The sequence below is a fragment of the Achromobacter sp. FW305-C-13 genome, from assembly GCF_058783475.1.
In genome coordinates, this window is record NZ_JBYSYN010000005.1 from 158626 (window position 1) to 185163 (window position 26538).

The window sequence follows — 26538 nt, forward strand, 5'->3', positions numbered from 1 at the left end:
TGCCGCATCCAACCATCAGCGGCCAGCGTCATCGCCATACATATAGTCGCGGCGCCACGGATAGGAGAGGTCGGCCGGATGGTCGAGCTCGTCCGGACGGCCGGTCGCCGGGAGCTGGCCCAGGATCTGATGCAAGGCGATCCAGCCGTGCTCGAACGCCATGGCGCAGCCGGCCAGGTACAGCCGGTACGCCCGCAGCGACCGCGCGCCCTGCTCACCGCCCAGCACCTGCGCGGCTTCCGGCAAGCGGGCCTCCAGCGCATCGCTCCACGCCCACAAGGTGCGTGCGTAGTGCGGCCGCAGGTTCTCCACGTCCACCTCTTCCAGCCCGCCATTGGTCATGGCTTCCATGACGACACTGATGTGGGTCAGTTCGCCGCCGGGGAAAATGTACTTTTCGATGAACTCGCCCATCCCGTTGCCCAGCTCGGGGTTGTAGACCCCGGCCGCGGTGATGCCATGGTTCATGATCAGGCCGCCCGGCTTGAGCAGGCGGCGCAACTTGGCGAAATAGCCTTCAAGCTGCGCCCGGCCCACGTGCTCGAACATGCCCACCGACGCGATCTTGTCGTAAGGCGTGGATTCGTCCAGCTTGCGGTAGTCCAGCAATTCCATGCGGACCCGGCCGGCCAAGCCTTTTTCCTGGATCAGTTTCGTGACGTGCGCGTGCTGGTTGCGCGACAGCGTGATGCCCGTGGCGTCCACGCCGTAGTTTTCGGCAGCCCACAGCAGCAATCCGCCCCACCCCGCCCCCACGTCCAGAAAGCGCTCGCCCGCGTGCAGCCGCAGCTTGCGGCAGATGTGATCGAGCTTGGCTTCCTGCGCCTGGGCCAGCGTCATGTCCGGCGTGCGGTAATAGGCGCAGGAATAAACCCGGCGCGGATCCAGCCACAGGGCGTAGAAGTCGTCGGACAGGTCGTAATGGAATTCGATCTGCTTGGCGTCGCGCTCCACGGAATGCCGCCACACCGACATCACCTTGCGGACCAGCTCCGTCAGCCAGCCGCCGCGCGCGGCATCGACCGGCGACCCCGGCAGCAACGCCGACGCCGCGGCCATCACATCGCGCATATTGCCCTCGATGTCGATGCGGCCTTCCACGTAGTCCTGCCCCAGAACGCCCACGGCGCCTTCGGCCAGATGGGCCAGCGCCGTCTTGTCGTGCGCCACGAAACGAACCCGCGGATCGGGCGGCCCCAGCACGGCGCCGTCAGGCAAAACCAGCTGGACAGGGACGGGCAAGGCCTCAAGCTTGCGTTCCACAACAGATAGCAAAGGATTCACGACTTCTCCTCTGAGTACTTTACGGACGCTCACGACTGTATCGGAAAACAGCTGAAATTTGCGTGTCAGGTTACCCGTGATACAGTCGCTGGCTTGGCGCAAAACCGTGCAATCCAACGCATGCGCGCCCTGTCTCTGCGTTTTACCGCGACCAACATGCCCCCATCACCAGTTTCCCGCAGCAGCCTGCCCGGTTGGCTCATTCTCATGGGCGCGCTGACGGCGATCGGCCCGTTCGCCATCGACATGTACCTGCCCGCGTTCCCGACCATTGCGGCGAACCTGGGCGTGCCGCGCGGCGACGTCGAACGCACGCTGGCGGCCTACCTGATCGGCCTGGCGCTGGCGCAGGTGTTCTACGGCCCGATGGCCGACCGCTTCGGCCGCAAGCCGCCGCTGATGGTGGGGCTGGCGTTGTTCATGGTGGCATCCCTGGGCTGCGCCCTGTCGGGTTCGGTCGAGGCCCTGACGGGCTGGCGCGTCGTGCAGGCCATGGGCGGCGCGGCCGGCATCGTGATCCCCCGCGCAGTCATCCGCGACCATTATGAAACCCATGAGGCGGCGCGTGCGATGTCGCTGCTGATGCTGATCATGGGCCTCGCCCCGATTCTGGCTCCGCTTGCCGGCGGCCAATTGCTGGCGATCGCCTCTTGGCGCAGCCTGTTCTGGATCATGCTGGCCGGCGGCGCCATGCTGATGCTGGCCGTGGCGAAGATCATGAAGGAATCGCTGGCGCCTGAACGCGTCGTGCCGCTGCGCTGGAGCACCATCCTGCGCAACTACCGCGACCTGTTCGCGCATCGCGGCTTCATGGCGCACAGCCTGGCGGGCGGCTTCGGCCAGGCCGGCATGTTCGCCTACATCATCGGGTCGCCGCGCGTCTTCATCGAACTGTACGGCGTGCCGCCCCAGTATTACGGCCTGCTGTTCGGCACCAACGCGCTGTCGCTCATCATCTGCTCGCAGATCAGCGCCCGCCTGCTGCGCACCTACAAGCCCCGCCAACTGCAACGCAAGGCCCTGACCTCGCTGGCCATCGCCAGCCTTGCCGCTGTGGCGCTGACGCTGGCCGGCTGGATGTCGCTGCCCCTCTTGATGCTGTGCCTGATCGCCTACATGGGCAGCCAGGGCTTCGTGAACCCGAACTCGGCGGCGCTGGCGCTGTCGGACCAGGGCAAGCGGCTGGGCGCGGCGTCCGCATTATTGGGGACGCTGCAATTGTCTTGCGGCGCGCTGGCCGGTTTCGCCGTCAGCGCCTGGCAAACGGACAGCGCCTTGCCCCTGACGACCACGCTGGCCAGCTGCGCCTGCCTGTCCTGGATATCGGGCCGTGTCGCGCAATCGCACACGAACTGAGCCGGCCGCTTGATTTGCTTGGCTTTTTCGTATTAGAATCTAAGTCTTCACAAGAAGTTTCCCGTGCCGGACTACTATGCTTTGTAGTTCAGCACTCTGACCCCAACCGCGTAGCGTTGAGAAATCCGGTCAAGGAATTCATCAGGAATTTCTAGCAGGATTTCAGCGGGTGGCAGGCAGCGGGTATAAGCACGGGCGGATCCCGATCCCCCTCATCCACTAAGACTGGGTGGCCGGCAAAGGCAGCGCAACAGGCAACACATTGCGCTTCCCACACAGCCCGGCGGCTAAAACCCTGTCTACCCCCCAAGCGATGCGCGAAAAGAACGACATAAAGAGGTGCATCCATGGCACGCGTATGCCAAGTGACCGGCAAAGGCCCGATGGTGGGCAACAATGTTTCGCACGCAAACAACAAGACCAAGCGTCGCTTCCTGCCGAACCTGCAATCGCGCCGGTTCTGGGTTGAAAGCGAAAACCGCTGGGTCCGCCTGCGTGTTTCGGCCAAGGCCATCCGCACGATCGACAAGAACGGCATCGACGCCGTCCTGGCCGACATGCGTGCCCGCGGCGAAATCGCCTAATCGGCCTCCCCTACAATCACCATACTAGGAGCACGACATGGCCAAAGGTATCCGCGAAAAGATCAAACTCGAGTCGACTGCCGGCACGGGTCATTTCTACACGACCACCAAGAACAAGCGCAACATGCCCGAGAAGATGCTGATCAAGAAATTTGATCCGGTCGCTCGCAAGCACGTTGACTACAAGGAAACCAAGCTGAAGTAATTCAGCCGGTTTTCTGGTAAGTCTGAAAGAGCCCTGCCTTGCAGGGCTTTTTTTATTGCCGGGCCGCCCCAAGCAGGGGGAAGCGTCTATTGCCGCCTGGCAAAGGCGCGTGTTTCAATTGGCCGCAACCCGCAGCGCCCCGTGCCGCGCGGCGACGCCCGATCCCTCTTGCCTGCGATACCCTGCCATGCTTCGTCCCAGCCTTACCCTGCTGCGCCGCGCCGTTGCGCCCGCGCTCCTGGCCCTGGCGCTGACTCCGGTCGCCGTAGCCGTCGCCAAAGACAAGGAACCGCCGATCCGCATCGGCGAGATCAACAGCTACAAGGCCATCCCCGCCTTCCTGGGGCCCTACAAGAAGGGCTGGCAGCTGGCGCTTGAGCAGGTCAACGCCGAAGGCGGCGTGCTGGGCCGGAAACTGGAAGTCATCTCCCGCGACGACAACGGCAACCCCGGTGATTCCGTGCGTGCTGCCCAGGAACTGCTGGCGCGCGAGAAGGTCGAGCTGCTGTTCGGCGGCTTCCTGTCCAACACCGGGCTGGCCCTGACCGACTTCGCCAAGCAGCAGCAGGTGTTCTTCCTGGCCGCCGAGCCGCTAACCGACAAGATCACCTGGCAGGAAGGCAACCGCTACACCTACCGATTGCGGCCTTCCACCTGGATGCATGTGGCCGCGCTGGCGCCCAAGGCGCTGGCCTTGCGCAAGAAGCGCTGGGCCATCGTGTACCCCAACTACGAGTACGGACAATCCGCCGTGGCCACGTTCAAGGCCATGATGAAGTCATTCCAGTCCGACGTGGAATTCGTGGCGGAACAAGCCGTGCCGCTGGGCAAGGTGGATGCCGGCGCCGTGGTGCAGGCCTTGGCCGACGCCAAGCCCGACGCCATCTTCAACGTGCTGTTTGCTGCCGACCTGACCCGATTCGTGCGCGAAGGCAACACGCGTGGCCTGTTCGAAAACCGCGCAGTCGTGTCGGTGCTGTCAGGCGAACCGGAATACCTGGAACCCCTGGGTGCCGACACGCCGACGGGCTGGATCGTCACCGGCTACCCCTGGTACGCCATCGATACCCCCGCCAATAACGCCTTCGTCGACGCCTACAAGAAGCGCTACAACGAAACGCCCAAAGTGGGCTCAGTGGTGGGCTATGCATCGCTGATGTCCATCGCCCAGGGCCTGAAGGCCGCGGGCGAGGTCGACACCGAAAAGCTGGTCGACGCCTTCGCCGGCCTGAAGGTGGACACGCCCTATGGACAGATCCAGTACCGCAAGATCGACCATCAATCGACGATGGGCGTCTACGTGGGTGTGACGGCCGTGGAAGACGGCAAGGGCATCATGAAGGACTTCGCCTACATCGACGGCGCGCGCTTGCAGCCGCCTGACGAACAGGTCCGCAAGATGCGTCCGGCGCACTGATGAGCCTGTCCGGGCTGCTGTCGCAGCTGCTTAATGGCCTGGCGGACGCCAGCGCGTTGTTCCTGGTTGCCGCGGGCCTGTCGCTGATTTTCGGCGTGACCCGTGTGGTGAATTTCGCGCACGGTTCGTTCTACATGCTGGGCATCTACCTGGCCTGGACGTTCACCACGTATTTCGGCGACGGCGCCGGCTATTGGGCCGGCTTGCTGCTGGCCGCGCTGGCTACCGGCCTGATCGGGGCGGCCGCGGAATGGCTGGTGCTCAAGCGGCTGTACCAGGCACCCGAACTGTTCCAACTGCTGGCCACGTTCGCCCTGGTGCTCATCATCGGCGACGCCGCGCTGGCGATCTGGGGCCCCGAAGACCTGTTTGCTGCGCGCGCCCCCGGGCTGTCCGGCGCCGTGCAGATCCTGGGCCGGCGCTACCCACAATACGACCTGCTGCTGATCGCCGCCGGCCCGGTGGTACTGGGCCTGCTATGGCTGCTGCTGATGCGCACGCGCTGGGGCCGGTTGCTGCGCGCCGCCGCTGAAAACCGCAGCATGCTGGCCGCGCTGGGCGTGAACCAGGCCTGGCTGTTCACGTCCGCCTTCACGCTGGGGGCGTTCCTGGCCGGCCTGGGGGGCGCATTGGCCGCGCCTCGGGTGCCCGCCACCCTGGGCCTGGACCTGGAAATCATCGCCAGCGCCTTCGTGGTGGTGGTGGTGGGCGGCCTGGGGTCGATACCCGGCGCGTTCCTCGCCGCGCTTCTCATCTGTTCGGTCAAAGCCGTGTTCGTGTTCCTGGGCCAGGTCCAGATCGGGCCCTGGCTGTTCAACCTGTCCAAGCTGACGCTCTTGGCCGAATTTGCGGTGATGGCCGTGGTGCTGGTGGTGCGGCCCTGGGGCCTGCTGGGCAAGCCGCCGGCGCCCGCCTCGCACGCGGGCGCGCCGGAACGCCCCATCGCCCCCGCGGGGCGTCGCCTGCGCCTGACCTACGGCTTGCTGCTGACCTTGCTGGCGCTGGTTCCCGTCGCCGCGCTGTACTGGCCATATCTGGGCATCCTGATGACCGAGATCCTCATCGCCGCGCTGTTTGCGGCCAGCCTGCACTTTCTGACGGGGCTCGCCGGCATGACCTCGTTCGGCCACGCCGCCTGGTTCGGCCTGGGCGCCTATGGCGCCGCGCTGCTGCTGAAACTGGCCGCCGTGCCGATGGAGGCCGCGCTGCTGCTGGGTCCTTTCGCCGCCGCCTTCGGCGCGCTGCTGTTCGGCTGGTTCTGCGTGCGGCTGTCCGGCGTGTACCTGGCAATGCTGACGCTGGCCGTGGCGCAGATCCTCTGGGCACTCGCCTACCAATGGGATGACGTGACGGGCGGCAGCAACGGCCTCATCGGCGTGTGGCCGTCGTCCTGGCTGGCGCAGGGCCCCTGGTTCTATTACCTGACGCTGGCGCTCTCCGCGGCAGGCATCGCCTGGCTGCGCCGCCTGGCGTTTTCACCGCTGGGCTACGCGTTGCGCGGCGTGCGCGATTCCTCGATGCGCGCCGAAGCGCTGGGCATGGAGACCCGGCGCGTGCAATGGGCAGGCTTTGTCGCCGCATCCTTCGCGGCCGGGCTGGCCGGATCGCTCTACACGTTTTCCAAGGGCAGCATCGCGCCCGACGTGCTGGCCGTCAGCCGCTCGGTCGACGGGCTGGTCATGGTGCTCTTGGGCGGCCTGCAGACGCTGGCGGGGCCATTGGTGGGCGCCGCCGCCTATACGTGGCTGCAGGACGTGGCGGCGCGCAGCACCGAGTACTGGCACGCTGTGCTGGGCCTGGCCATTCTGGCGCTGGTGATGGCGTTTCCCGAAGGCCTGGCCGGCGCAGCCGCACGACTGGGCAGGAGGCGCGCATGACCTCGGTAAATGCCTTGCTCCAGGTCGACGCGCTGCGCAAATCGTTCGGTGGCATCGATGCGCTGGCCGGCGTTTCCTTCACGCTGGAAGCGGGCAGGATGCTGGCGCTGATCGGCCCGAATGGCGCCGGCAAATCCACCTGCTTTAACGTGCTGGGTGGGCAACTGCGCCCCGATTCCGGATCCGTCCGCCTGGACGGCCGCGAACTGGTGGGCCTGTCCGCCGGCAAGATCTGCAGGCTGGGCGTGGGCCGCACCTTCCAGACGGCCGCCACCTTCCGCTCCATGACCGTGTGCGAAAACGTGCAGACGGCCCTGCTGTCGCGCGATCGCTTGCTGTTCAATCCCTGGCGCCGCGCCACCCGCCATGCCGTCGAGGAAGCCATGGCCTTGCTGTCGCAAGTGCAAATGGCGGACAAGGCCGAGGCCGCCTGCGGCACGCTGGCGTATGGCGACGTCAAACGGGTGGAACTGGCGATGGCACTGGCGCACCAACCGCGCTTGCTGCTGATGGACGAACCCACGGCCGGCATGGCCACGAACGAGCGGCATGCGCTGATGCGGCTGACGCGCCAACTGGCCGACACGCAACGCATTGCCGTGCTGTTCACGGAACACAGCCTGGACGTGGTGTTCAAGCACGCGGACCGCATCGCCGTCCTGGTGCGCGGCGCCCTGATGGCCGAAGGCGAACCCGCCGCCATTGCAGCGGACCCTCGCGTGCGCGCCGCCTACCTGGGCACGGAAGCCCCGTGAAACCGGCGCGCGGGCGGGGACGTCAGTGCTCGCTTTGCGGGTTTTGCGGCTGGCATTCCCAGAAGATCCGGGCCTTGCATCCCGCGCAGATCGCCGGGTCCAGCTTGGCGTAGATGGTGTGCAGCGCCGTGGCCTTGTCCGGGAAAATGTGATCAGCGCCCAGGCGCTCCAGAAACCCCGTGCGGCGCCACATGTCCAGCACCTCAGGCCGTGGCCGGTGGAAATACAAGTCGCCGCCCATCGCGCGACGCGCGGCCAATTCGTCTTCCCACACCTGCGCGCCAGCCAGATCGATGAAGTTCATGCTCTTGGCCATCACCAGCAGATGGCGCGGCGCGTCCGGCGCCGCGCGCAACTCGTGCAGGCGCTGGGCCACATGCGCCGCCGCGCCGAAGTAGATGGAACCTTCCATGCGCAGCAGCTTCAACTGCGGGCACTCGGGCAACGCGTCCTCCTGGTGCTCCAGCACGACGAAGCGCCGGTCCAGCCCGCGGGAATCGAAGCCCATCGTGCGCATCGCCGGCCGCGAGGTGCGGTGCAGATACGCCATCAACGACAACACCGTGCCCAGCAGAATCGCGACTTCCATGCGGATGGTGACGGTGGCGGCCAGCGTGGCGCCGGCGATCGCGCACTCGCCCGGCTGCATCCGGATCAGTTGGCGCCAGCGCGGAATGTCCAGCAAGGTCCATGCCACCAACAGCAACAGGCCCGAGATCGCCGCATTGGGAATCATTGCCAGTAACGGCGCCGACAAGGCCACGAGTACCACCAGCAACACCGCGGAAAACACAGCTGCCAACGGCGTCTTCGCGCCGGCTTCGTAGTTGGGAATGGACCGGTTCAGCGACCCGCATGACAGGTAGCAAGAGAAGAAGCCGCCCACGATGTTGGACAGCCCCTGCCCCGTGAACTCCCGGTTGGCGTCGATGCGCTGGCCTGAGCGCGTGGCCACCGCCTTGGCGATGGAGATCGATTGCGCCAGCGCCACGATCGTCAGCGCGAAGGCCAGGCTGAGCAGATCAGGCAGTGTGCGCCAATCTACGCTGGGCACATGAAACGGCGGCCAGGGCTGGGCGATGGCGCCCACGACCGAGACCGGCACACCGCCCGGCGGCACGGCCCATTTATTGAACGCAGCAGCTGCCAGCGCCCCCGCCACCAGTCCCAGCAGCATGTAGGGCTTGCGCTTGTCCAGCCGGCGCACCAACAATGCCACGCCCAGTGTGACCAGCGTCACCAACAAGGCGCCTTTGTGCACGTCGCCAAGATGCGTGCCCACGCTGATCAGCAGCGCCCCTGCCCCATGCGAGGCCGGCGACGGCACGCCCAGCGCGTCCTTCAAGGCGTGCACCGCGATCAGCAGCGCGGCCCCGCTGGTAAAACCGAACAGGGCCGACGGCGAAATGAAATGCGCCAGCGAACCCAGGCGCAGCACGCCCACCAGCCATTGCATGATGCCGACCAGCACCGTCACCGCCAGCGCCAGCTGGATATAGGCCGGACTGCCCGCGGCAGCCAGGGGCGTCAGCACGGCGAACAGCGCCAGCGAATTCGCGTTGGTCGGGCCCGACATCACATGGCGGCTGGACCCGAACAGTGCCGCGACGATACAGGGGACAATCGCGGAATACAGCCCGTATTCGGCGGGCAATCCCGCCAGCATGGCGAATGCCACCCCTTGGGGCAGCACCAGCAGCGCGCCCAGCAGGCCTGCCGACAAGTCGGCGCGCAGGGTCAGCTTGTTGACGTCATTGACCCATGAGCCAAACATGCGGCCCGCCAGATTTCTAGCCCCCTGCGTCATCCTGTCCTATTCCCCTTTTATGGTTTCCTCGTCCGCGCGTGCATCCATGCGGAACAAGGCCGCCTAGCGTAATCGCTCGACCCGGCTGGCGCAACGCGCCGCCGTCAGCCTCATTTCAGATAGCGGCGTTCCAGCTCGCGCATGTGGGCGTCGCCCTGCAGTGCGATGATTTCTTTCACCGTCGGCAAGCCGGCGTCCACCCCATGGATGCCGCCATCCTGGCGGATGCGGGCGAAGACGTCACGCATCGCGCCGACGGCCGCGCGGATGGCGTGGTTGCCGTAGATCACCAGCCCCACCTTGCCCAGCGCTTGGATATCCGATTCACGCAACTGCGGATACGCGGTGGGCACCAGCACCAGCGGCACGCGACCCGTCCAGGCCTGCGCAAAGCGCACGATCTCGTTGGGCGTGGTTTGCTTGGAATGGATCAGGATGGCATCGGCGCCCGCCGATTCGTAGGCCTGCGCGCGGGCCAGCGCCTCTTCCTGGCCCAAGCCCGCGATCAGGGCCTCGGTGCGGGCGATCACGCAGAAATCCGAATCGCGCCGCGCCGCGCAGGCCGCTTCGACCTTGCCCTGGAATTCCTCCACGCGCACCAGTTCCTGCCGGCCGTCCGTCCGCAGGCTGGTGTCTTTGGGAAAGGTCTTGTCTTCCATCACCACCGCCGACACGCCGGCCGCTTCGTACTGCGGCAGCATGTACGACACGTTGACGGCATTGCCGAATCCCGTGTCGATGTCCGCGATGACCGGCACCTCGACCGTCGCTGCAATGGCCCGCATCATGTCCAGATGCTGCGACGCGGAAAGAATGCTGGCGTCGGGTACCGCATAGCTTGCCGAAAGTTCAAAACCGCTGCCCCAGATCGCATCGAACCCTGCGTCCGCCGCCAGCCGGGCCGACATCGGGTTATGCGCCGACATGGCGTGCATCAATCGGGAATCCTGCAATTTCTGGCGGAATATGCGGTGGCGGCTCATGGCGTGAATGCGTAGATTCCAGCGCCCGATGCGCCGGCTAGAGGCATCGTAGCGCCATTTGCCGCCGCCTTGGCGTGGTGGGTCAGCTCGCGCCGCCGCCGCGCCGCGCCTTCATGGCCTGCCCGATATCGGCCAGCGCATCGTCGGAAATCAAACGCGCCGCCATCGGCAGCAGCTCGTCCTCTTCACGCTGGATATGCGCGGCATAGGCCTCGGTGAACGCTTGCACCTGCGCCGCCGGCAAGGCGGCAGGCCGCCCGGCGGCGATCTCGGACAACACCTCGCGCAGCGGTATCCACATGTCCGCCAGGCGCCGATGTTCGGCCATCAGTCCTTGCACCAGCGCGTGCAGGCAGCCCGCATCGGACCCCGCCATGGACTCGATCAAGGCCGGAAAAAGATCTTCTTCCTCGTCTTCGTGATGGTGCGCCGCGGCGGTATCGAAATAGCGCGCCACGCTGGCGGCGGCCGTCTGTGCAGCCGCGTCGCTGCCCTGCGCGGGCAGATGCGCCGCCAGGCGCGTCAAGGTAGCGCATTGGCGCGCAATCCGCCCATGGCAGGCAGACAGCAGCGCCAGCGGATCATCCGGCCCCGGCGCTGCGGCCGGACCTCCAGGAAAGCTCACTGCCATCGCACACCTCCTTGCCGTCACCCGCCGCGCATGCCCGGATCAACTCGAATGGCCGCGCCACCACAACCGGACGGAATCCCACGCGCGTCCCGCGAATCCCGCCTCCGCCACCGGCTCCAGCGCCACCACGGGGAACTGCATGGACGGCTTGCCGTCCACCAGCACCCGCAACGCGCCCACGGTGTCCTGGGCCGCAATCGGCGCCACCAGCGGCTCCTGCGGCGTCCACACAGGCTCCACCTTGGCGCCCGCGGGCACGGTCACATAGGCGTCCCGCGAAAACCCGGCCTTCAGGCTGTTGCTTTCGCCCTTCCAGACTTCAGGCGTGGCCACGGCCTGGCCGCGCGCATACAGCTTGATGGTATTGAATCCCTGAAACCCCCACTCCAGCAACTCGCGGCTTTCCTGGGTGCGCAATTTGTCGGACGCCGTGCCGACCACCACCGTGATCAGGCGGCGTTGGTCGGCGCCGTTGGGCCGGCGCGCCGTCGCCACGATGCAGTAGCCGGCGGATTCCGTATGGCCCGTCTTCAAGCCGTCCACGCTAGGGTCCAGCCACAGCAGCCGGTTGCGGTTCGATTGGGTGATCTTGTTGAACGTGAATTGCTTGGCGGAATCGTAGGTCTTGTAAAGCTGGGGGTAGTCGCGGATGAAGCGCGTGGCCAGGATGGACAGGTCGCTGGCCGTGGAATAGGTGCCCGGGTCCGGCAGGCCATGGGGGCTGGCGAAATGCGTCGCGTGCAATCCCAGCCTGGCGGCGGTGTCGTTCATCCGCGCCACAAAGGCCTCGACGCTGCCCGACACCGCCTCGGCCAGCGCAATCGCCGCGTCATTGCCCGATTGGATCATCAGGCCGCGCAGCAACTCGTCCACCGACACCTTGGAGCCCGGCTCCAGAAACATCTTGGAGCTGCCCGCCGGCACTTTCCAGGCGCGCGTCGAAATCACGACCAGTTGGCCAGGCGTGACTTCTTTCTTATTCAGCGCCTCGAACACGACGTAGGCGGTCATGATCTTGGTCAACGACGCCGGTTCGATCCGCGCGGTGGCCGCATGTGAGGCGATCACCTGACCGCTCGTCTCATCCAGCAGCAGCCACGCTTTGGCCGACAGCACCGGCTGCGGCATTGATTGCGCCATCGCGCCGGATACGCACGCCGCTGCAACGAGCAGGCCCGCTGCAAACTTTTTCATCAACAACATATAAGAGCTTCAATCCATGCTTGGGTTGTTCCCGCGCGGGAACGATCGCCAATCGGCTTGGCTAGCAAGCCGGCGTTCAACAATATCCCCGCGCGCCGCACGCAATTGGAACACGCGCCGCGCCAATGGTTCAGCGCTGCGATGTTCCGCAAAAATAGGCCTCGAATGTCACGACGTATTGCAGAAGCCCTTGCAGGAAGCACTTTCTGCGTCGAAAACAACAAACAGTGGCTTAAAACCCGTTAGAAAGCCGCAAGAACTTCAAGTCTTCCGCTATCATCGGGCGCGTAGCGTTAAAAGCCGATATCCGGCCCGCGCTGCTCCATGTCCTCAACTACGGATTTTGACCATGGCCACGAAAGCAAAAGCTCCTGCCAAGAAAGTCACCAAGCCCGCCGTCAAGGCGCCCGCAAAGAAGGCAACCGCCGCCAAACCCGCTGTGAAGCCCGCAGCAAAGAAGGCCGTTGCCGCCAAGAAGGTCGCTGCTGCACCCAAGGCCATCAAGGCTGCCCTGAACAAGACCCAACTGGTTGCTTACATCGTTGAGCAATCCGGCGTTGAAGCCAAGGCCGTCAAGGCCGTCCTGGCCAGCCTGGAAACCTCGGTGCTGGGTTCCGTGGACAAGAAGGGCGCTGGCGAATTCACGCTGCCCGGCCTGTTCAAGGTTGCCGTGCAGAAGGTTCCGGCCAAGGCCAAGCGCTTCGGCAAGGATCCGTTCACTGGCGTCGAGCGCTGGTTCCCCGCCAAGCCGGCTTCGGTCAAGGTGAAGGTTCGCCCGCTCAAGAAGCTGAAGGACGCCGCGCAGTAATTCGCGCGAGTATCCGGTCAAGCCGGAAGGGCCCGCCTCGAAAGAGGCGGGCCCTTCTTTTTTGCCGCGCGCTTTGCGCCGCGTGGGGTCCTGCTGTTAGAATTTATCTCAACATAAAGAAACTTCATATCAAAGTAAATTCGGATTTCGCATGAATGACCTCGTCGATCAGGTGATCTCGCAATGGACCGCAGAATGCCCCAATCAGGACTTCGCGGCCATGACGGTCGTCACCCGGGTGTTCCGCTTGAACGCCTTTGCCACCCGCAACGTGAACCGCAGCTTCCGCCGCTATAACCTGCACCAGGGCGAATTCGATGTCCTGGCTACGCTGTACCGCACCGGCGCCCCGCACGCCATGAATCCGCAGAAGCTGGTCGACGCCCTGCTGCTGACTTCCGGCGCGATGACCAACCGCCTGGACCGCCTGGAGCAGGCCGGTCTGCTGGTCCGCAATCCCAACCCCGACGACCGGCGCGGCATCATCGTGTCGCTGACCGCGGAAGGGCTGCGCGTGATCAAGCTGGTGTTGAAGGACTATCTGAAAGACCTGAACGAACTGCTGGCCCCGCTGTCCGCGGCCGAGCGCAAGCAAATGGCCGGGTTGCTGAAAAAGCTGCTGATCAAGCACGACCAGGAAACCCCCGGCGGCATCGGCGCCTGAGCCCGGCCTGCCTCACCCCTGCGCCTCGCCCCGCATCCCCTTCTGCCTGCCTCCATGACTTCCGCTTCACCCGCCCAGACAACCCCGCCCACCCTGACCGCGCCGATCATCCTGCTGATGTCGGTCGCCACCGGCCTGGCCGTCGCCAGCAATTACTACGCGCAACCCCTGCTGCACACGATCGGCCAGCAGTTTTCGTTGTCCAACGCGACGGCCGGCGCCATCGTCACCACCGCGCAGCTCAGCTACGCGCTGGGGCTGATGCTGCTGGTGCCGCTGGGCGACATGTTCGAACGCCGCAGCCTGATCGTGCTGATGACGCTGCTGTCGGCTGGCGGCCTCTTGATTTCGTCGTTCGCCACCAGCATCGCCGTACTGCTGGTGGGCACGGCGCTGACCGGACTGCTGTCCGTCGTCGCCCAGATCCTGGTGCCGTTCGCCGCCACGCTGGCGGCGCCGCACGAACGCGGAAAGGCGGTCGGTACCGTCATGAGCGGCCTGTTGCTGGGCATTCTGCTGGCCCGCACCGTCGCGGGCGCACTGGCCGATGTGGGCAGCTGGCGCACGGTGTACTGGGTGGCCGCGATCCTGATGACGGCCATGTCCGCCGCCCTGTGGCGCCTGCTGCCGCGCTACCAGAGCCCCACGTCGATGAGCTATCCGCGCCTGTTGGGCTCGATTCTGCGCATGTTCATTGAGGAACCGCTGTTCCGCGCCCGCTCGCTGCTGGGTTTCCTGCTGTTCGCCGCCTTCAGCATGCTGTGGACGACGCTGACCTTCCTGCTGTCCAGCCCTCCCTATGAATACAGCACCACCACCATCGGGCTGTTTGGTCTGGCTGGGGCGGCCGGCGCCTATGCCGCCAACCGATTCGGCCGTCTGGCCGACCGCGGCCTGGGCAACCTGGCCACCCGAGTCGGCCTGCTCCTGCTGCTCGGTTCCTGGGGCTTGCTGGCCTTCGGCCAGGTCTCGGTCGTCGCACTGCTCGCAGGCATCCTGATCCAGGATCTGGCGATCCAGGGCGTCCATGTCACCAATAGCAGCGCGCTGTACCGCCTGCGCCCGGAGGCCCGCAGCCGCCTGACCGCCGGCTACATGACCTGCTACTTCATCGGCGGGGCGACCGGTTCACTGGTATCGTCCTGGCTTTACGCCCATTTTGGCTGGCCCGGCGTGGTCACCGCGGGCGCCGTCCTGGGCGTTGTTACCTTGGCATATGGCGCGTTCTCGCCCAGTGCCCGCATCCCGGAAACGGCTCCGTCCCCTGCCCACGCCTAGCACCTCCTATAATCAGGGGTTTTGACCGCCACCGCGTCCACGCGGCAGGGCGGCTCACCCTTTTTTGCCACCGTGCCCGAGCCCATGCAGGAACGTTACCTCCCCACTACCGTCGAAGCGGCCGCCCATCAAGACTGGCAGGCCCGCGACGCCTATCTGGTCCACGAACACGCGAAGAACGCCGACGGCTCCGAAAAGCCGAAGTTCTACGCCTGCTCGATGCTGCCCTACCCCAGCGGCAAGCTGCATATGGGCCACGTGCGTAACTACACCATCAACGACATGATGGCCCGTCAGTTGCGCATGCGTGGCTATAACGTCCTGATGCCCATGGGCTGGGACGCCTTCGGCATGCCGGCGGAAAACGCCGCCATCAAGTCCAAGGTGCCGCCGGCCAAGTGGACCTACGACAACATCGCCTATATGAAGAAGCAGATGAAGTCGATGGGTCTGGCGATCGACTGGACGCGCGAAATGTGCGCCTGCGATCCGAAGTACTACAAGTGGAACCAGTGGCTCTTCCTGAAGATGCTGGAAAAGGGCGTGGCCTACCGCAAGACCCAGGTCGTCAACTGGGACCCGGTGGACCAGACCGTGCTGGCCAACGAACAAGTCATCGACGGCCGCGGCTGGCGTTCGGGCGCGCTGGTTGAAAAGCGCGAGATCCCGGGCTACTACCTGCGCATCACAGACTACGCCGACGAACTGCTTGGCGCCGTCCAGAACGACCTGCCCGGCTGGCCCGAGCGCGTCCGCCTGATGCAGGAAAACTGGATCGGCAAGTCCGAGGGCCTGCGCTTTGCCTTCCCGCACAAGATCGCCGGCCCGGACGGCCAGCTGATCCAGGACGGCAAGCTGTACGTCTTCACCACCCGCGCCGACACCATCATGGGCGTGACGTTCTGCGCCGTGGCGCCGGAACACCCCCTGGCTACGCACGCGGCTCGCAACAACCCGCAGTTGGCGTCGTTCATCGAACAATGCAAGCTGGGCGGCACGACCGAGGCCGAAATGGCCACGCGTGAAAAGGAAGGCATGCCCACCGGCCTGACCGTCACGCACCCGGTGACGGGCGCAGAGGTCGAGGTCTGGGTCGGCAACTACGTGCTGATGACCTACGGCGACGGCGCCGTCATGGGCGTGCCCTCGCACGACGAGCGCGATTTCGCCTTCGCCAAGAAATACAAGCTGCCCATCGTCCAGGTCGTGGGCGTGGCCGGCAAGGAATACTCCACCGACGCGTGGCAGGAATGGTACGGCGACAAGCAGTCCGGCCGCACCATCAACTCGGGCAAGTACGACGGCCTCTCGCACAAGGAGGCCGTGGACGCCATCGCCGCCGACCTGGGCGCGCAAGGCCTGGGGGAAAAGCAGACCACGTGGCGCCTGCGCGACTGGGGCATTTCGCGCCAGCGCTACTGGGGCACCCCGATCCCGATCATCCACTGCGCGGATTGCGGTCCCGTCCCGGTCCCCGAAAAAGACCTGCCCGTCGTCCTGCCCGACGACCTGATCCCCGACGGCAGCGGCAACCCGCTGGCCAAGAACGAGGCCTTCCTGTCCTGCGCCTGCCCTAGCTGCGGCAAGCCCGCGCGCCGCGAAACGGACACGATGGATACGTTCGTGGACTCGTCCTGGTACTTCATGCGCTACACCTCGCCTGGCAACGATACCGCCATGGTCGATGCGCGCAATGACTACTGGATGCCGATGGACCAGTACATCGGCGGCATCGAGCACGCCGTGCTGCACCTGCTGTACGCCCGTTTCTGGACCAAGGTCATGCGCGACATGGGCTTGCTCAACTTCGACGAGCCCTTCACCAAGCTGCTGTGCCAGGGCATGGTGCTGAACCACATCTATTCGCGCAAGACGCCCCAGGGCGGCATCGAATATTTCTGGCCCGAAGACGTCGAAAACGTCTATGACGACCGCGGCGCCATCACCGGCGCCAAGCTGAAGTCGGACGGCTCCGCCATCACTTATGGCGGCGTGGGCACGATGTCCAAGTCCAAGAACAACGGCGTCGATCCGCAATCGCTGATCGATACGCTGGGCGCCGATACGGCCCGCCTGTTCGTCATGTTCGCCAGCCCGCCCGAGCAGACCCTTGAATGGTCCGACTCCGGGGTCGAAGGCTCGAACCGCTTCCTGCGCCGCCTCTGGTCGATCAGCTATGCCCGCCGCGACGCCGTGGCGCGCGGTCTGGCCAACGGCGCCGACTGGTCGCAAGCCCAGGCCGCCGTCAAGGATCTGCGCCGCGAGGTCTACACGCTGCTCAAGCAGGCCGACTACGACTACCAGCGCATCCAGTACAACACCGTCGTGTCCGCCTGCATGAAAATGCTGAACGCCATCGACGACGCCAAGCTGGCCGAAGACGCCGCCTCCGACGCCGCCTACGCCGAAACCCTTGGCGTGCTGCTGCGCGTGCTGTATCCGGTCGTCCCGCACATCACCTGGCACCTGTGGCAAGACCTCGGTTACGCCAAGGAACTGGGCGACCTGCTCGACGCGCCGTGGCCGCATGTGGACGAAGCCGCGCTGATCGCAGACGAAATCGAGCTGATGCTCCAGGTCAACGGCAAGCTGCGCGGCTCGATCCGCGTGGCGGCCGCCGCCCCCAAGGAAGATATCGAGAAGCTCGCCGCCAGCCAGGAAGAAGTCACCCGCTTCCTGGAAGGCCGTCCGCCCAAGCGCGTTATCGTGGTTCCGGGCAAACTGGTCAACGTCGTAGGCTGATGAGGTCAAGCATGTACTTCGCCGGGCAACAAACGCACTCCTCCCGCCAATCCTGGCTGCTGCGCGGCGCCTGCCTGGCGCTGTTCATGCTGCTCTCCGCATGCGGTTTCGCATTGCGGGGAGTCACCCCGATGCCGTTCGACACGCTGTATGTCGGCATCCCCGACAACTCCCAGTTCGGTGCCGACGTGCGCCGTTCCCTGCGTGCGGCGTCGCCCAATACGAAGCTCGTGGACACGCCCAAGGAGGCGCAAGCCATCCTGCAGCAAGTCGCCGATACGCGCACGCTGCGTGAGGTCTCGCTGAACGCGCAGGGCCGTGTCGAGGAATACGAACTCGGCATCAACTACACGTTCCGCCTGATCGACAACAAGGGACGCGCGCTGATCCCGGACACCACGCTGTCGATCTACCGCGAAATGCCGTATGACGATCAGGTCGTGCAGGCCAAGCAGGGCCAGATCGAGACACTCTACAAGGCCATGCAACGCGATCTCGTCACCCGAGTGCTGCGCCGCATGACCGCGCCTGATGTGCGCCGTGCCTTCGAAAACGCCGAGGAACGCGGTGAAAACGGCGAAATCCCGCTGTACGACCCGAATGCGCCGCAACCGAAGCGCACGCCCACGCCGTGGCAGACGCCGTCCACCACTGACCCGGCCATCCTCCGCTAGCCCATGGCACAGTCTATGGACGCGGACCGGCTGGCCGAACATCTGCAGCGGCCGGGCAACCGGCTCGCCGCGATGTACACGGTATCGGGCGACGAGCCCCTGCTGGTAACCGAAGCAGTTGACGCGTTGCGCGCCTCGGCGCGCAACGCCGGCTACTCCGAACGGCTGTCCATGGTGATGGACGCGCGCAGCGACTGGAGCGCGGTCACCGCCGCCACCCAAAGCGTCTCGCTGTTCGGCGACCGCCGCATCCTTGAAATCAAGATCCCCACCGGCAAGCCCGGCAAGTCCGGCGCCGATACGCTCACCAAACTGGCCGAGCAAGCCGAAAAGCAGCCGGATGCGGACACCCTGGTCCTGATCGCCCTGCCCCGCCTTGACAAAGCCACCCGCGAAAGCCGGTGGGTCCAGGCGCTGGCTCGCGGGGGCATGATGGTTGACATCCCCAATATTGAACGCGGCCGGTTGCCGGCCTGGGTGGGGATGCGGCTGGCCCGCCAGAACCAGCGCGCCGACGGCGCCACCCTGCAATGGATGGCGGACAAGGTCGAAGGCAACCTGCTGGCGGCCCATCAGGAAATCCAGAAGCTGGGGCTGCTCTACCCAGAAGGCCAATTGGCGGCCGAAGATGTTGAACGCGCGGTGCTGAACGTGGCCCGGTACGACGTCTTTGGTCTGCGTGACGCCATGCTGGCCGGCGACATTTCCCGAACCATCCGCATGATCGACGGTCTGCGCGCCGAAGGCGAAGCGCTGCCGCTGGTGCTGTGGGCGGTGGGCGAAGAAATCCGCCTGCTGGCCCGCGTCGCGGAAGCGCGCGCGCTGGGCCAGGACGTCAACGGCCTGATGCGCCGCCTGCGCATTTTCGGCGCTCACGAACGCCTGGCGCTGCAAGCCCTGAGCCGGGTGCAGCCCGGCGTCTGGCCAGCCGCAGTGCAGCATGCCCACGAAGTCGACCGCCTGATCAAGGGCCTGTCCGTGCCTGGCCGCCTGTCCGACCCCTGGGAAGAAATGACCCGGCTGGCGCTGCGGGTCGCCGCCGCCGGCGGACGACCGTGAAGGCGGCATTGCCGCCGCCTTCGCCTCGCCCCCGCTCACTACGCCCGGCCCTCCGGCCGGATATACACTGAAATATTCAGACGGCGCTTGCGCCGCCCCAACTCTATGATCGACGCCGCCATGTCCTCGTCCTCCATCGAACACGCCATGCTGACCCTGGGCGAGAACGCCCGCCGCGCCTCGCGCGCCATGATGCGCGCCAACAGCGCCGCCAAGAACAAGGCGCTGCTGGCGATGGCCGACGCCCTGGCCGCCAGCCACGACGAGCTGAAAGCCGCCAATGAAAAAGACGTTGCCGCCGCCCGCGCCAACGGCCTGGAACCGGCGCTGCTTGACCGCCTTACGCTATCCGACAAGACCCTCGCCCACATGGCCGAAGGCTTGCGCCAGATCGCCGCCTTGCCCGACCCGATCGGCAGCATCACCGCCACCACCGTGCGCCCCAACGGCATGCGTGTGGCCCAGATGCGCGTGCCGCTCGGTGTCATCGGCATCATTTACGAATCGCGCCCCAACGTCACGATCGACGCTGCCGCGCTATGCCTGAAGTCCGGCAATGCCGCCATCCTGCGCGGGGGTAGCGAAGCGCTGCACTCCAACATTGCCCTGGGCCGAGTCGTGCAGACGGGCCTGGCCGCCGCCGGGCTGCCGCAAGACGCCGTGCAGGTCGTGGCCACCGCCGACCGCGCCGCCGTAGGCAAACTCATCACCATGACTGAACACATCGACGTCATCGTGCCGCGCGGCGGCAAGGGCCTGATCGCCCGCCTGTCGCAAGAAGCCCGCGTGCCCCTCATCAAGCATCTGGACGGCAACTGCCATATCTATATCGACGCCGCGGCCGATCCGGACAAGGCGCACAGCATTGCCTTCAACGCCAAGACCTATCGCTACGGCATCTGCGGCGCCATGGAAACCCTGCTGGTCGACGCCGTGGCCGCCGTTTCCATCCTGCCCACGCTGGCCGCGGCCTTCATCGAGCATGGCGTCGAACTGCGGGGCTGCCCGCGCACGCTGGCCCTGCTGCCGCACATCACGCCGGCCACCGACGAAGACTGGGCCACGGAATACCTGGGCCCTATCCTGGCCGTACGCATCGTCGATACGCTGGACGACGCCATCGAACACATCGCGCGCTGGGGTTCCGGCCACACTGACGCCATCGTCACCGAAGACCTGTCAGCCGCGCAGCGCTTCCAGCGCGAAGTCGATTCCAGCTCGGTCTATGTGAACTTGCCCACCTGCTTTGCCGATGGTTTCGAATACGGGCTGGGCGCCGAAATCGGTATTTCCACGAACCGCCTGCACGCCCGCGGCCCGGTCGGCCTTGAAGGCCTGACCACGCTGAAGTGGGTGCTCAGCGGCGAAGGCCAGACGCGCGGCTGACGCCGGCGTGCGCGTGCCGCGGTGGCGCTTGGCCCCGGCGCGCACGGCTGACGCAGCCCTGAACACGGGGCTGCGCCAAGCCTTCTACAATACGGCCAGAATATTTTTCCAGGCTTCTTATCATCCCAACGCGGCACGCCGCGCACTCTTGAGACCCCCATGCATTCACCCGTCATGGCCATGGCGTTCAGCCTATTCGTGCTCTGCTTCATCACCTGCTCGCTCAGCGGCATCGTGCTGTTTTTCTTCAAGAGCAAGCAGATCAACGCCACGCTGAAGCACCCTTACCTGCAGCACCGCCCATTCAAGCAATATCCGCTGTCCATCCAGGCCGCGATCATGCTGGATTACTTTTTCCGCCTGATGTTCCCCGGCTCCCGCTTCTGGCTGATCGGCAACGCCAATGACCTGCTGGGCCATGTCGACCCGAAGAAGACGCCGCTGGCACTGAAGTGGCCCATCGTGGGTTTTTGGGGCTCTTGCTGGCTGGGCCTTATCGCCATGATCGTCCTGTGGATCATGTTGTACCTGGGAGCATGAACGCATGCAGATCAGAATTGAAGACTATCCCGGCAGCCTGGACGCCGCCCGCGCGTTGATCGCCGCCCGGGATTCCGGCGTGGCCGGTCCACGCCTGCCCGCCGCCTTCCGCCCGCAGTCCCTCGGCCAGGCCTTCGCCGTGCAGCAGCGCACGGCGCAGCTGCTGCAAGAAACCCGGCAAGACCGCATCGCGGCATGGAAAAGCGCACTGCCGTCGCCCGAAAAAACCGTGGTGGCGCCGATCTATGCGTCGAACACGGCCTACGCAGAAGCCGGCCCCATCGCCAGCCGCACCGCCGTCGTGCGCGTCGAACCCGAATTCGCGTTCGAACTGGCCCGCGACCTGCCCGCACGCGACACGCCGTACACCGAAGCGGAAGTCGATGCCGCAATCGGCGGCGCCCGGCTTGCGCTGGAAGTCCTGGGTTGCCGCTATGCGTCGCCCGAACACGCGAGCCTGCCTGAATTGCTGGCGGACCACATGTTCAATCAGGGCATCGTGCTTGGCCCGCGCATCGTATCGCCGGATGCCGCCCCCGCCAGCATGAGCCTCACGCTGGCAATCGATGGCCAGGAAATCGAGCAGCATGCCGGCTTCCACCCAAACGGCCACCCCAAGGCGGGCCTGTACTGGCTTGCGAATTTCCTGCGTGAACAAGGCCTGGGCCTGCATGCGGGCCAGCACGTCATCACGGGTTCGTATGCCGGTTTCCTGGACGTGCCCGCTAATCAAGACATCGAATTGACGTACGGCGACCTGGGCGTGCTGCGCCTGCGGTTCAACCACTAGCGCATCCCCCCGGAGCCCTGTGCCATGCTGACCCTGCGCCCCTTCGCTTCCTCGGACTTTCCGCTCTTGGCCAGCTGGTTTTCCAGCCAGCCAGAGGTCGTGCAATGGGGGGGCTCTCACCTGTCGTTCCCGCTTGCGCAAGCCGACATGTCCGACATGCTGGCGCAAGGACAGGCCAGCCCGCCCAATCGCCGTTGCTGGATGGTCTGCCGTGACGGCACGCCCGTGGGTCACGCGCAGTTGGCGTACGACTGGCGCGACGGCAACGCCCGCCTGGGTCGTGTCGCCATCGCACCGGCCGAACGCGGACAGGGCTTGGCCCGGCCCATGGTTACGCTGATGATCGAAGAAGCCTTCCAGACCCCTGGCATCGAGCGCCTGGAACTAAACGTCTACATGTTCAACACGCCCGCCATCCGTACCTATGAAGGATTGGGCTTCACGATGGAAGGCGTGCGGCGCTCGTCCACGCGCGCCGGAGACGAGCGTTGGGACACCGGCATGATGGGATTGCTGCGCGCGGAATGGCAAGCGGCAACGCCTGCCTCCGCACACGGTTGAACGCCTGAACTAGCGCGCCTTGGGTTCCGCGATGCTGACCGGCTCTCCGGCGGCTTCGATCACTTCACCGGCAGCCAGGCACAGGTCTTCACGGTAGCGCCCCGCCACGATCTGCACGCCCACCGGGCTTGGCCCCACGCTGCTCATTGCGCCGCCCATCGCGACCGCCAACGCGGGCAAGCCCATGAAGGGCACGCCAATCTGGGGCATCTGAGCCCGCCACACCCGAGCGTAGGCCGCATCGCCCTGCAAATCCAGCTTGTCCGGAAACGGCAACTCGGCCGACACCGGCAACAGCAGGATCGGATACTCCGCAAAGAACAATTCCCACAAGCGCGTCAACGTCGCACGACGCGTCAGCACGGCCGAAAAACTGGTCAGATCGGCGCCCGCGGCCTTATCGCGCTGGCCGCGCAATGCCACCAATGCCCCGGGGTCGCCTTCTTTCTCAGCAGCGGCCAGCATGCCGTCGTAGCCATCCGCCATCCACATGCGGATCTGTAGATCGGCAGCCTCCTGCAGCGGCGGAATCGAATCCAGCGTGTCGACCGTCCAGCCGGCCTCGGTCAGCCTGCGCGCAGCTTCCTGCAACGCCTTGACGACCGCCGGTTCGGTTTCCATGCCCTCCGGATTCACGCACAGTGCAGCGCGCCGCGGCACATCCGGCCCCACCAGCGGTGCCGGCACCCACCACGGGTCGCGCGGATCCGCCGCCGACAGCGCGGCCAGCCCCAGGCGCACATCGGCAATGGTGCGCCCCAAGGGCCCCGACACTGCGGTCAGTTGCCCGCCGATCGAACGCTCGGGCAAGGCGGCGTTGTATGCAGGCACGCGGCCCAGCGACGGGCGCAGCCCGTGCACGCCGCAAGCATAGGCGGGATAGCGGATGGAGCCCGCGATGTCCGTGCCGTGCGCCAGGTGCCCGATGCCGGCCGCCACGGCCGACGCCGCGCCGCCCGAGGATCCGCCGGGCGTCAGCGCCGCATTGCGGGGATTGCGCGTTTCGCCATGAACGGCGTTGCTTGTGAACCACCGCAGTGAAAATGCCGGCGTATTGGTGCGGCCCAGGATGACGGCGCCAGCCCGCCGCAGGTTGTCCACCACCGGGCTGTTCTCGGCGGCAATCAGGTCTTTCTGCAGGGTGACGCCATTGGTGGTGGCGTAGCCCGCCTGGTCTACATTGACCTTCACGGTGACGGGTACGCCCGCAAGGATGCCGGGGTCTTCCCCGCGCGCCAACGCGGCATCCACGGCCGCAGCCTGCGCCAGTACATCTTCCGGACGGTGATCGACCACCGCGTTGACTGCCGGATTCGCGGCGTTCAGCCGCGCCAGCGCGCTATGCGCCGCTTCGGTGGCGGTCACGTCGCGATTGCGGATGCGGGCGGCAAGTTCAACTGCGGACAAACGCCAGATTTCGGACACGCGTCACTCCTCAAGGGATGTTTTTCGGGGGCAAGCAAACCTTAGCGCCTGCCGTGCCTGCCCACAAGCCACGGTTTACCGCAGTGCGTCGCGGGTCGGCCGCTATTTTTCCGTTTCGAAGACCTCGACAATCGCATCGGCTACCGCGCGCACTCGCGCGGTGCGGTTCAGATCGCCATGCATCACCAGCCAGAGGTCATAGGGTTCGCTGCGGGTGGGCCAAATACGGACCAGTTCCGGATAGTCCGGCGCCATATGGGTAGGCAGTTCACCGATGCCCAGGCCAGCCGCCACGGCCTCGATGATCATCAGCCCCGAATTCAATTCGATGGCGACATGGCCATTGCCCGTGGGTTCGCCGCAGAAGGTATCGGACCAGCCCGGCAGCACGGACTGCTGGTACGTCACCAGCGCATGGCCGGCGAACGCCGTGCCCGGCCGCGGCTCGCCATGCTTGGCAAGATAGCTGCGCGACGCGTACAGACCCACGTCCTTGCGCGTCAGGTGGCGTTGGATCAGGTCCGGGTTGTCGGGCTTGACGTTGCGGATGGCCAGGTCCGCCTCGCGACGCGTCAGGTTGCTGATCTGGATCGACGTGGACAGCAGCACCCGAATATCCGGGTGCTGGGCATGCACGCGGCGCACCGCCTCCATGATGAAGTAGCTGGCCACGGTTTCCGAAGCTGCCACGCGCACGCCCCCGGACAAGCGGTGGTCCAGGCCCTGCATTTGCCGCTGCAACTGGTCGGCCGCCTGCTCCATGCGCTCGGCGGCGGCAAACGCCAATTCGCCCGCCGCAGTCGGCACATAGCCCCCCGGCGTGCGCAGGAACAGCCGCGCGTCCAGGGAAGACTCCAACGCGGCCAGGCGCCTGCCAGCCGTGGCCTGATCGATCTGCAGCAATGCCGCTGCGCCGCGCAATGTGCCTATCCGATAGATGGCCAGGAAAATCCTGGCGTTGTCCCAATCCATGGCGTCCCCTTTACCCGGACCGCAAGGGCCGAGTCGATGCATTTTTGCATCACTATAAAGCAGATATACGGATTTTTTGCATCGCTGAAACCTCCTAAGATTCAGCCCTCGGAATGCCGCAACACTCACTGCCATCATGACTACCGCCTGCCCTCAAGCCTCCGTCCCCGCCGTGGACGTCAAACCCATTACCGGCTGGCTACCGCTCGTCACGCTGGCCATCGGCTTTGTGATGGCCATGCTGGACGTCACCGTGGTCAACGTGGCGCTGCCCAGCATTGCGCTGCAATTCACCGTCCCGTTGACCGACCTGGTCTGGATCGTGGACGGCTACACGCTCACCTTCGCCGCCCTGCTGCTGGTGGCCGGAGCGCTGGCGGACCGCTACGGCGCCAAGACCATCTACCTGAGCGGCTTGGGCGTATTCACGCTGGCGTCACTGCTTTGCGGCCTGGCGCCCAACGCGGATTCGCTGATTGCGGCTCGCATGCTGCAGGGCGTGGGCGCCGCGCTGTTCATGCCCAGCTCCTTGAGCCTGCTGACCCATGCGTATGAAGACGAACACGTACGCAACCGGATGCTGGCCGCCTGGTCGGCCATCGTGGCGGTAGCGGGCGCCGCCGGCCCATTGCTGGGCGGCGTGCTGATCCACCAATTCGGATGGCGCGGCATCTTCCTGATCAATCTGCCCCTGGGCATTGTCGGACTGTGGCTGGCTCGCCGCCGCATCCAGGCCGCGCCGCGCCGCCCCCGGGCGCTCAATCCGCTGAGCCACCTGTTGGGCGTCGTCGCGTTGTCATCCCTATGCTTCGTGCTGATCCAGGGCAATGCCTATGGCTGGACCTCCAGCCGCATCGCAGGCGTCGCGGCACTGTGCGCCGTGGCCGTCGTGCTGCTGGTGCGCCGCGAACGCCGCCACGCAGAACCCATCCTGCCGCGTGCGCTGTTCAAGACGACGCAATTCGCGGCAGCCAACGGTGTAGGCTTTCTGATCAACCTGGCGTCCTACGGCCAGTTGTTCCTGCTCAGCCTGTTCCTGCAGCATGCGCGCGGCACGGACGCCCTGCAGACCGGCATCCAGCTGGTGCCCATGCTGGCCGTGTTCTCCATCGGCAACATGATCTCGGGCCGTGTTTCGGCGCGCTGGAACGTATCGGCGTCTCTGTTGGGCGGCGTATCCCTTGCCACCATCATGAGCGCCGCCGGCATCTATGCCTTCTCGCCGGACATGGCCTACTGGCCGTTCGCCATCATGGTCGCGCTTGGCAACCTGGGCGTTGGCATCGCCGTGCCGGCGATGACCAGCGTCGTCATGCAGGTCTCGGGCAAGCATCACGCCAACAGCGCGGCGGCGGCGCTAAATGCCAACCGCCAGTCCGGCGCGCTCGTTGGCGTCGCGCTGATGGGCACCATCCTGCATCTGCTGCCCGACTGGCACGCGAGCCTGCCGGTGGCCTATGTCGTCATCGCCGCCAGCTATGCCGTGGCCGTGGCCTTGGTCTGGCGGCACCTGCGGCGCGCGCGCAACGCCTGAGGG

The 26538-nt window shown here is 65.7% G+C and carries 24 protein-coding genes; 17 read left to right on the forward strand and 7 right to left on the reverse strand.

The window, feature by feature from the left end:
• Positions 1-15: 15 nt before the first annotated feature.
• The gene (locus AC3WMU_RS28350) at positions 16-1284 is read right to left on the reverse strand and encodes a class I SAM-dependent methyltransferase (RefSeq protein WP_454677572.1); all 1269 of its coding nucleotides are present in this window, start codon (positions 1282-1284) and stop codon (positions 16-18) included.
• Between the two features lie 207 nt (positions 1285-1491).
• Between AC3WMU_RS28350 and AC3WMU_RS28355 the strand changes: the two genes are divergently transcribed.
• From AC3WMU_RS28355 to AC3WMU_RS28380, 6 genes are all read left to right on the forward strand, one after another.
• A complete protein-coding gene (locus tag AC3WMU_RS28355; RefSeq protein ID WP_006223505.1) occupies positions 1492-2640 on the forward strand; it encodes a Bcr/CflA family multidrug efflux MFS transporter in 1149 nt (382 codons plus the stop codon).
• Between the two features lie 347 nt (positions 2641-2987).
• Entirely contained in the window at positions 2988-3224 is a 237-nt protein-coding gene (gene rpmB / locus AC3WMU_RS28360; protein WP_006223506.1) for a 50S ribosomal protein L28, read from the forward strand.
• Between the two features lie 37 nt (positions 3225-3261).
• The gene (gene rpmG / locus AC3WMU_RS28365; protein WP_003810296.1) at positions 3262-3429 is read left to right on the forward strand and encodes a 50S ribosomal protein L33; all 168 of its coding nucleotides are present in this window, start codon (positions 3262-3264) and stop codon (positions 3427-3429) included.
• Positions 3430-3616: 187 nt separating this feature from the next.
• Positions 3617-4846 (forward strand): ABC transporter substrate-binding protein, encoded by a 1230-nt coding sequence (locus AC3WMU_RS28370; protein ID WP_006223507.1) that lies wholly within the window; start codon positions 3617-3619, stop codon positions 4844-4846.
• Positions 4846-6723: an ABC transporter permease gene (locus AC3WMU_RS28375; protein ID WP_454677574.1), complete on the forward strand. Its 1878-nt coding sequence runs from the start codon at positions 4846-4848 to the stop codon at positions 6721-6723. Before AC3WMU_RS28370 ends, AC3WMU_RS28375 begins: the two co-directional genes overlap by 1 nt.
• Entirely contained in the window at positions 6720-7478 is a 759-nt protein-coding gene (locus tag AC3WMU_RS28380; RefSeq protein WP_280029485.1) for an ABC transporter ATP-binding protein, read from the forward strand. The genes AC3WMU_RS28375 and AC3WMU_RS28380 overlap by 4 nt, the downstream gene beginning before the upstream one ends.
• Before the next feature lie 22 nt (positions 7479-7500).
• Here AC3WMU_RS28380 and AC3WMU_RS28385 read toward each other — a convergent pair whose 3' ends face one another.
• The 4 genes from AC3WMU_RS28385 to AC3WMU_RS28400 all read right to left on the reverse strand — a co-directional run bounded on the left by AC3WMU_RS28385 (position 7501) and on the right by AC3WMU_RS28400 (position 12093).
• Positions 7501-9252: a SulP family inorganic anion transporter gene (locus AC3WMU_RS28385; protein WP_006223510.1), complete on the reverse strand. Its 1752-nt coding sequence runs from the start codon at positions 9250-9252 to the stop codon at positions 7501-7503.
• A 143-nt stretch (positions 9253-9395) separates the two neighbouring features.
• Positions 9396-10268 (reverse strand): phosphonopyruvate hydrolase, encoded by an 873-nt coding sequence (locus tag AC3WMU_RS28390; protein WP_280029489.1) that lies wholly within the window; start codon positions 10266-10268, stop codon positions 9396-9398.
• Positions 10269-10350: 82 nt separating this feature from the next.
• Entirely contained in the window at positions 10351-10899 is a 549-nt protein-coding gene (locus AC3WMU_RS28395) for a hemerythrin domain-containing protein (protein WP_006223512.1), read from the reverse strand.
• 39 nt (positions 10900-10938) lie between these two features.
• Positions 10939-12093, reverse strand: coding sequence for a D-alanyl-D-alanine carboxypeptidase family protein (locus AC3WMU_RS28400; protein ID WP_424624311.1), 1155 nt, complete (start codon positions 12091-12093; stop codon positions 10939-10941).
• Positions 12094-12451: 358 nt separating this feature from the next.
• Between AC3WMU_RS28400 and AC3WMU_RS28405 the strand changes: the two genes are divergently transcribed.
• From AC3WMU_RS28405 to AC3WMU_RS28450, 10 genes are all read left to right on the forward strand, one after another.
• Complete coding sequence (locus tag AC3WMU_RS28405) at positions 12452-12910, forward strand: HU family DNA-binding protein (RefSeq protein WP_006223514.1); 459 nt, start codon at positions 12452-12454, stop codon at positions 12908-12910.
• Between the two features lie 151 nt (positions 12911-13061).
• On the forward strand, positions 13062-13574 hold the full coding sequence (locus AC3WMU_RS28410; protein ID WP_006223515.1) for a MarR family winged helix-turn-helix transcriptional regulator: 513 nt from the start codon (positions 13062-13064) through the stop codon (positions 13572-13574).
• A gap of 54 nt (positions 13575-13628) precedes the next feature.
• Positions 13629-14852, forward strand: coding sequence for an MFS transporter (locus AC3WMU_RS28415; RefSeq protein WP_006223516.1), 1224 nt, complete (start codon positions 13629-13631; stop codon positions 14850-14852).
• An 84-nt stretch (positions 14853-14936) separates the two neighbouring features.
• Positions 14937-17594: a leucine--tRNA ligase gene (gene leuS / locus AC3WMU_RS28420; protein ID WP_492283324.1), complete on the forward strand. Its 2658-nt coding sequence runs from the start codon at positions 14937-14939 to the stop codon at positions 17592-17594.
• Between the two features lie 11 nt (positions 17595-17605).
• The gene (locus tag AC3WMU_RS28425) at positions 17606-18268 is read left to right on the forward strand and encodes an LPS-assembly lipoprotein LptE (protein ID WP_492283316.1); all 663 of its coding nucleotides are present in this window, start codon (positions 17606-17608) and stop codon (positions 18266-18268) included.
• Between the two features lie 3 nt (positions 18269-18271).
• Positions 18272-19327: a DNA polymerase III subunit delta gene (holA, locus tag AC3WMU_RS28430; protein ID WP_006223519.1), complete on the forward strand. Its 1056-nt coding sequence runs from the start codon at positions 18272-18274 to the stop codon at positions 19325-19327.
• A gap of 105 nt (positions 19328-19432) precedes the next feature.
• On the forward strand, positions 19433-20713 hold the full coding sequence (locus AC3WMU_RS28435; protein ID WP_492283317.1) for a glutamate-5-semialdehyde dehydrogenase: 1281 nt from the start codon (positions 19433-19435) through the stop codon (positions 20711-20713).
• A 159-nt stretch (positions 20714-20872) separates the two neighbouring features.
• The gene (locus AC3WMU_RS28440) at positions 20873-21253 is read left to right on the forward strand and encodes a hypothetical protein (protein ID WP_006223521.1); all 381 of its coding nucleotides are present in this window, start codon (positions 20873-20875) and stop codon (positions 21251-21253) included.
• A 4-nt stretch (positions 21254-21257) separates the two neighbouring features.
• Entirely contained in the window at positions 21258-22043 is a 786-nt protein-coding gene (locus AC3WMU_RS28445) for a 2-keto-4-pentenoate hydratase (protein WP_006223522.1), read from the forward strand.
• Between the two features lie 24 nt (positions 22044-22067).
• Positions 22068-22604 (forward strand): GNAT family N-acetyltransferase, encoded by a 537-nt coding sequence (locus tag AC3WMU_RS28450; RefSeq protein WP_492283318.1) that lies wholly within the window; start codon positions 22068-22070, stop codon positions 22602-22604.
• Positions 22605-22613: 9 nt separating this feature from the next.
• Here the strand turns inward: AC3WMU_RS28450 and AC3WMU_RS28455 are convergent, their stop codons facing one another.
• Positions 22614-24029 (reverse strand): amidase family protein, encoded by a 1416-nt coding sequence (locus tag AC3WMU_RS28455; RefSeq protein WP_006223524.1) that lies wholly within the window; start codon positions 24027-24029, stop codon positions 22614-22616.
• Positions 24030-24131: 102 nt separating this feature from the next.
• Positions 24132-25001: a LysR family transcriptional regulator gene (locus AC3WMU_RS28460; RefSeq protein WP_492283319.1), complete on the reverse strand. Its 870-nt coding sequence runs from the start codon at positions 24999-25001 to the stop codon at positions 24132-24134.
• A gap of 136 nt (positions 25002-25137) precedes the next feature.
• On the opposite strand from AC3WMU_RS28460, the gene AC3WMU_RS28465 reads away from it, so the two are divergent.
• Positions 25138-26535 carry an MFS transporter gene (locus AC3WMU_RS28465; RefSeq protein WP_006223526.1) on the forward strand — a complete coding sequence of 466 codons (1398 nt, stop codon included), beginning with the start codon at positions 25138-25140 and terminating at the stop codon, positions 26533-26535.
• Positions 26536-26538 lie beyond the last annotated feature (3 nt).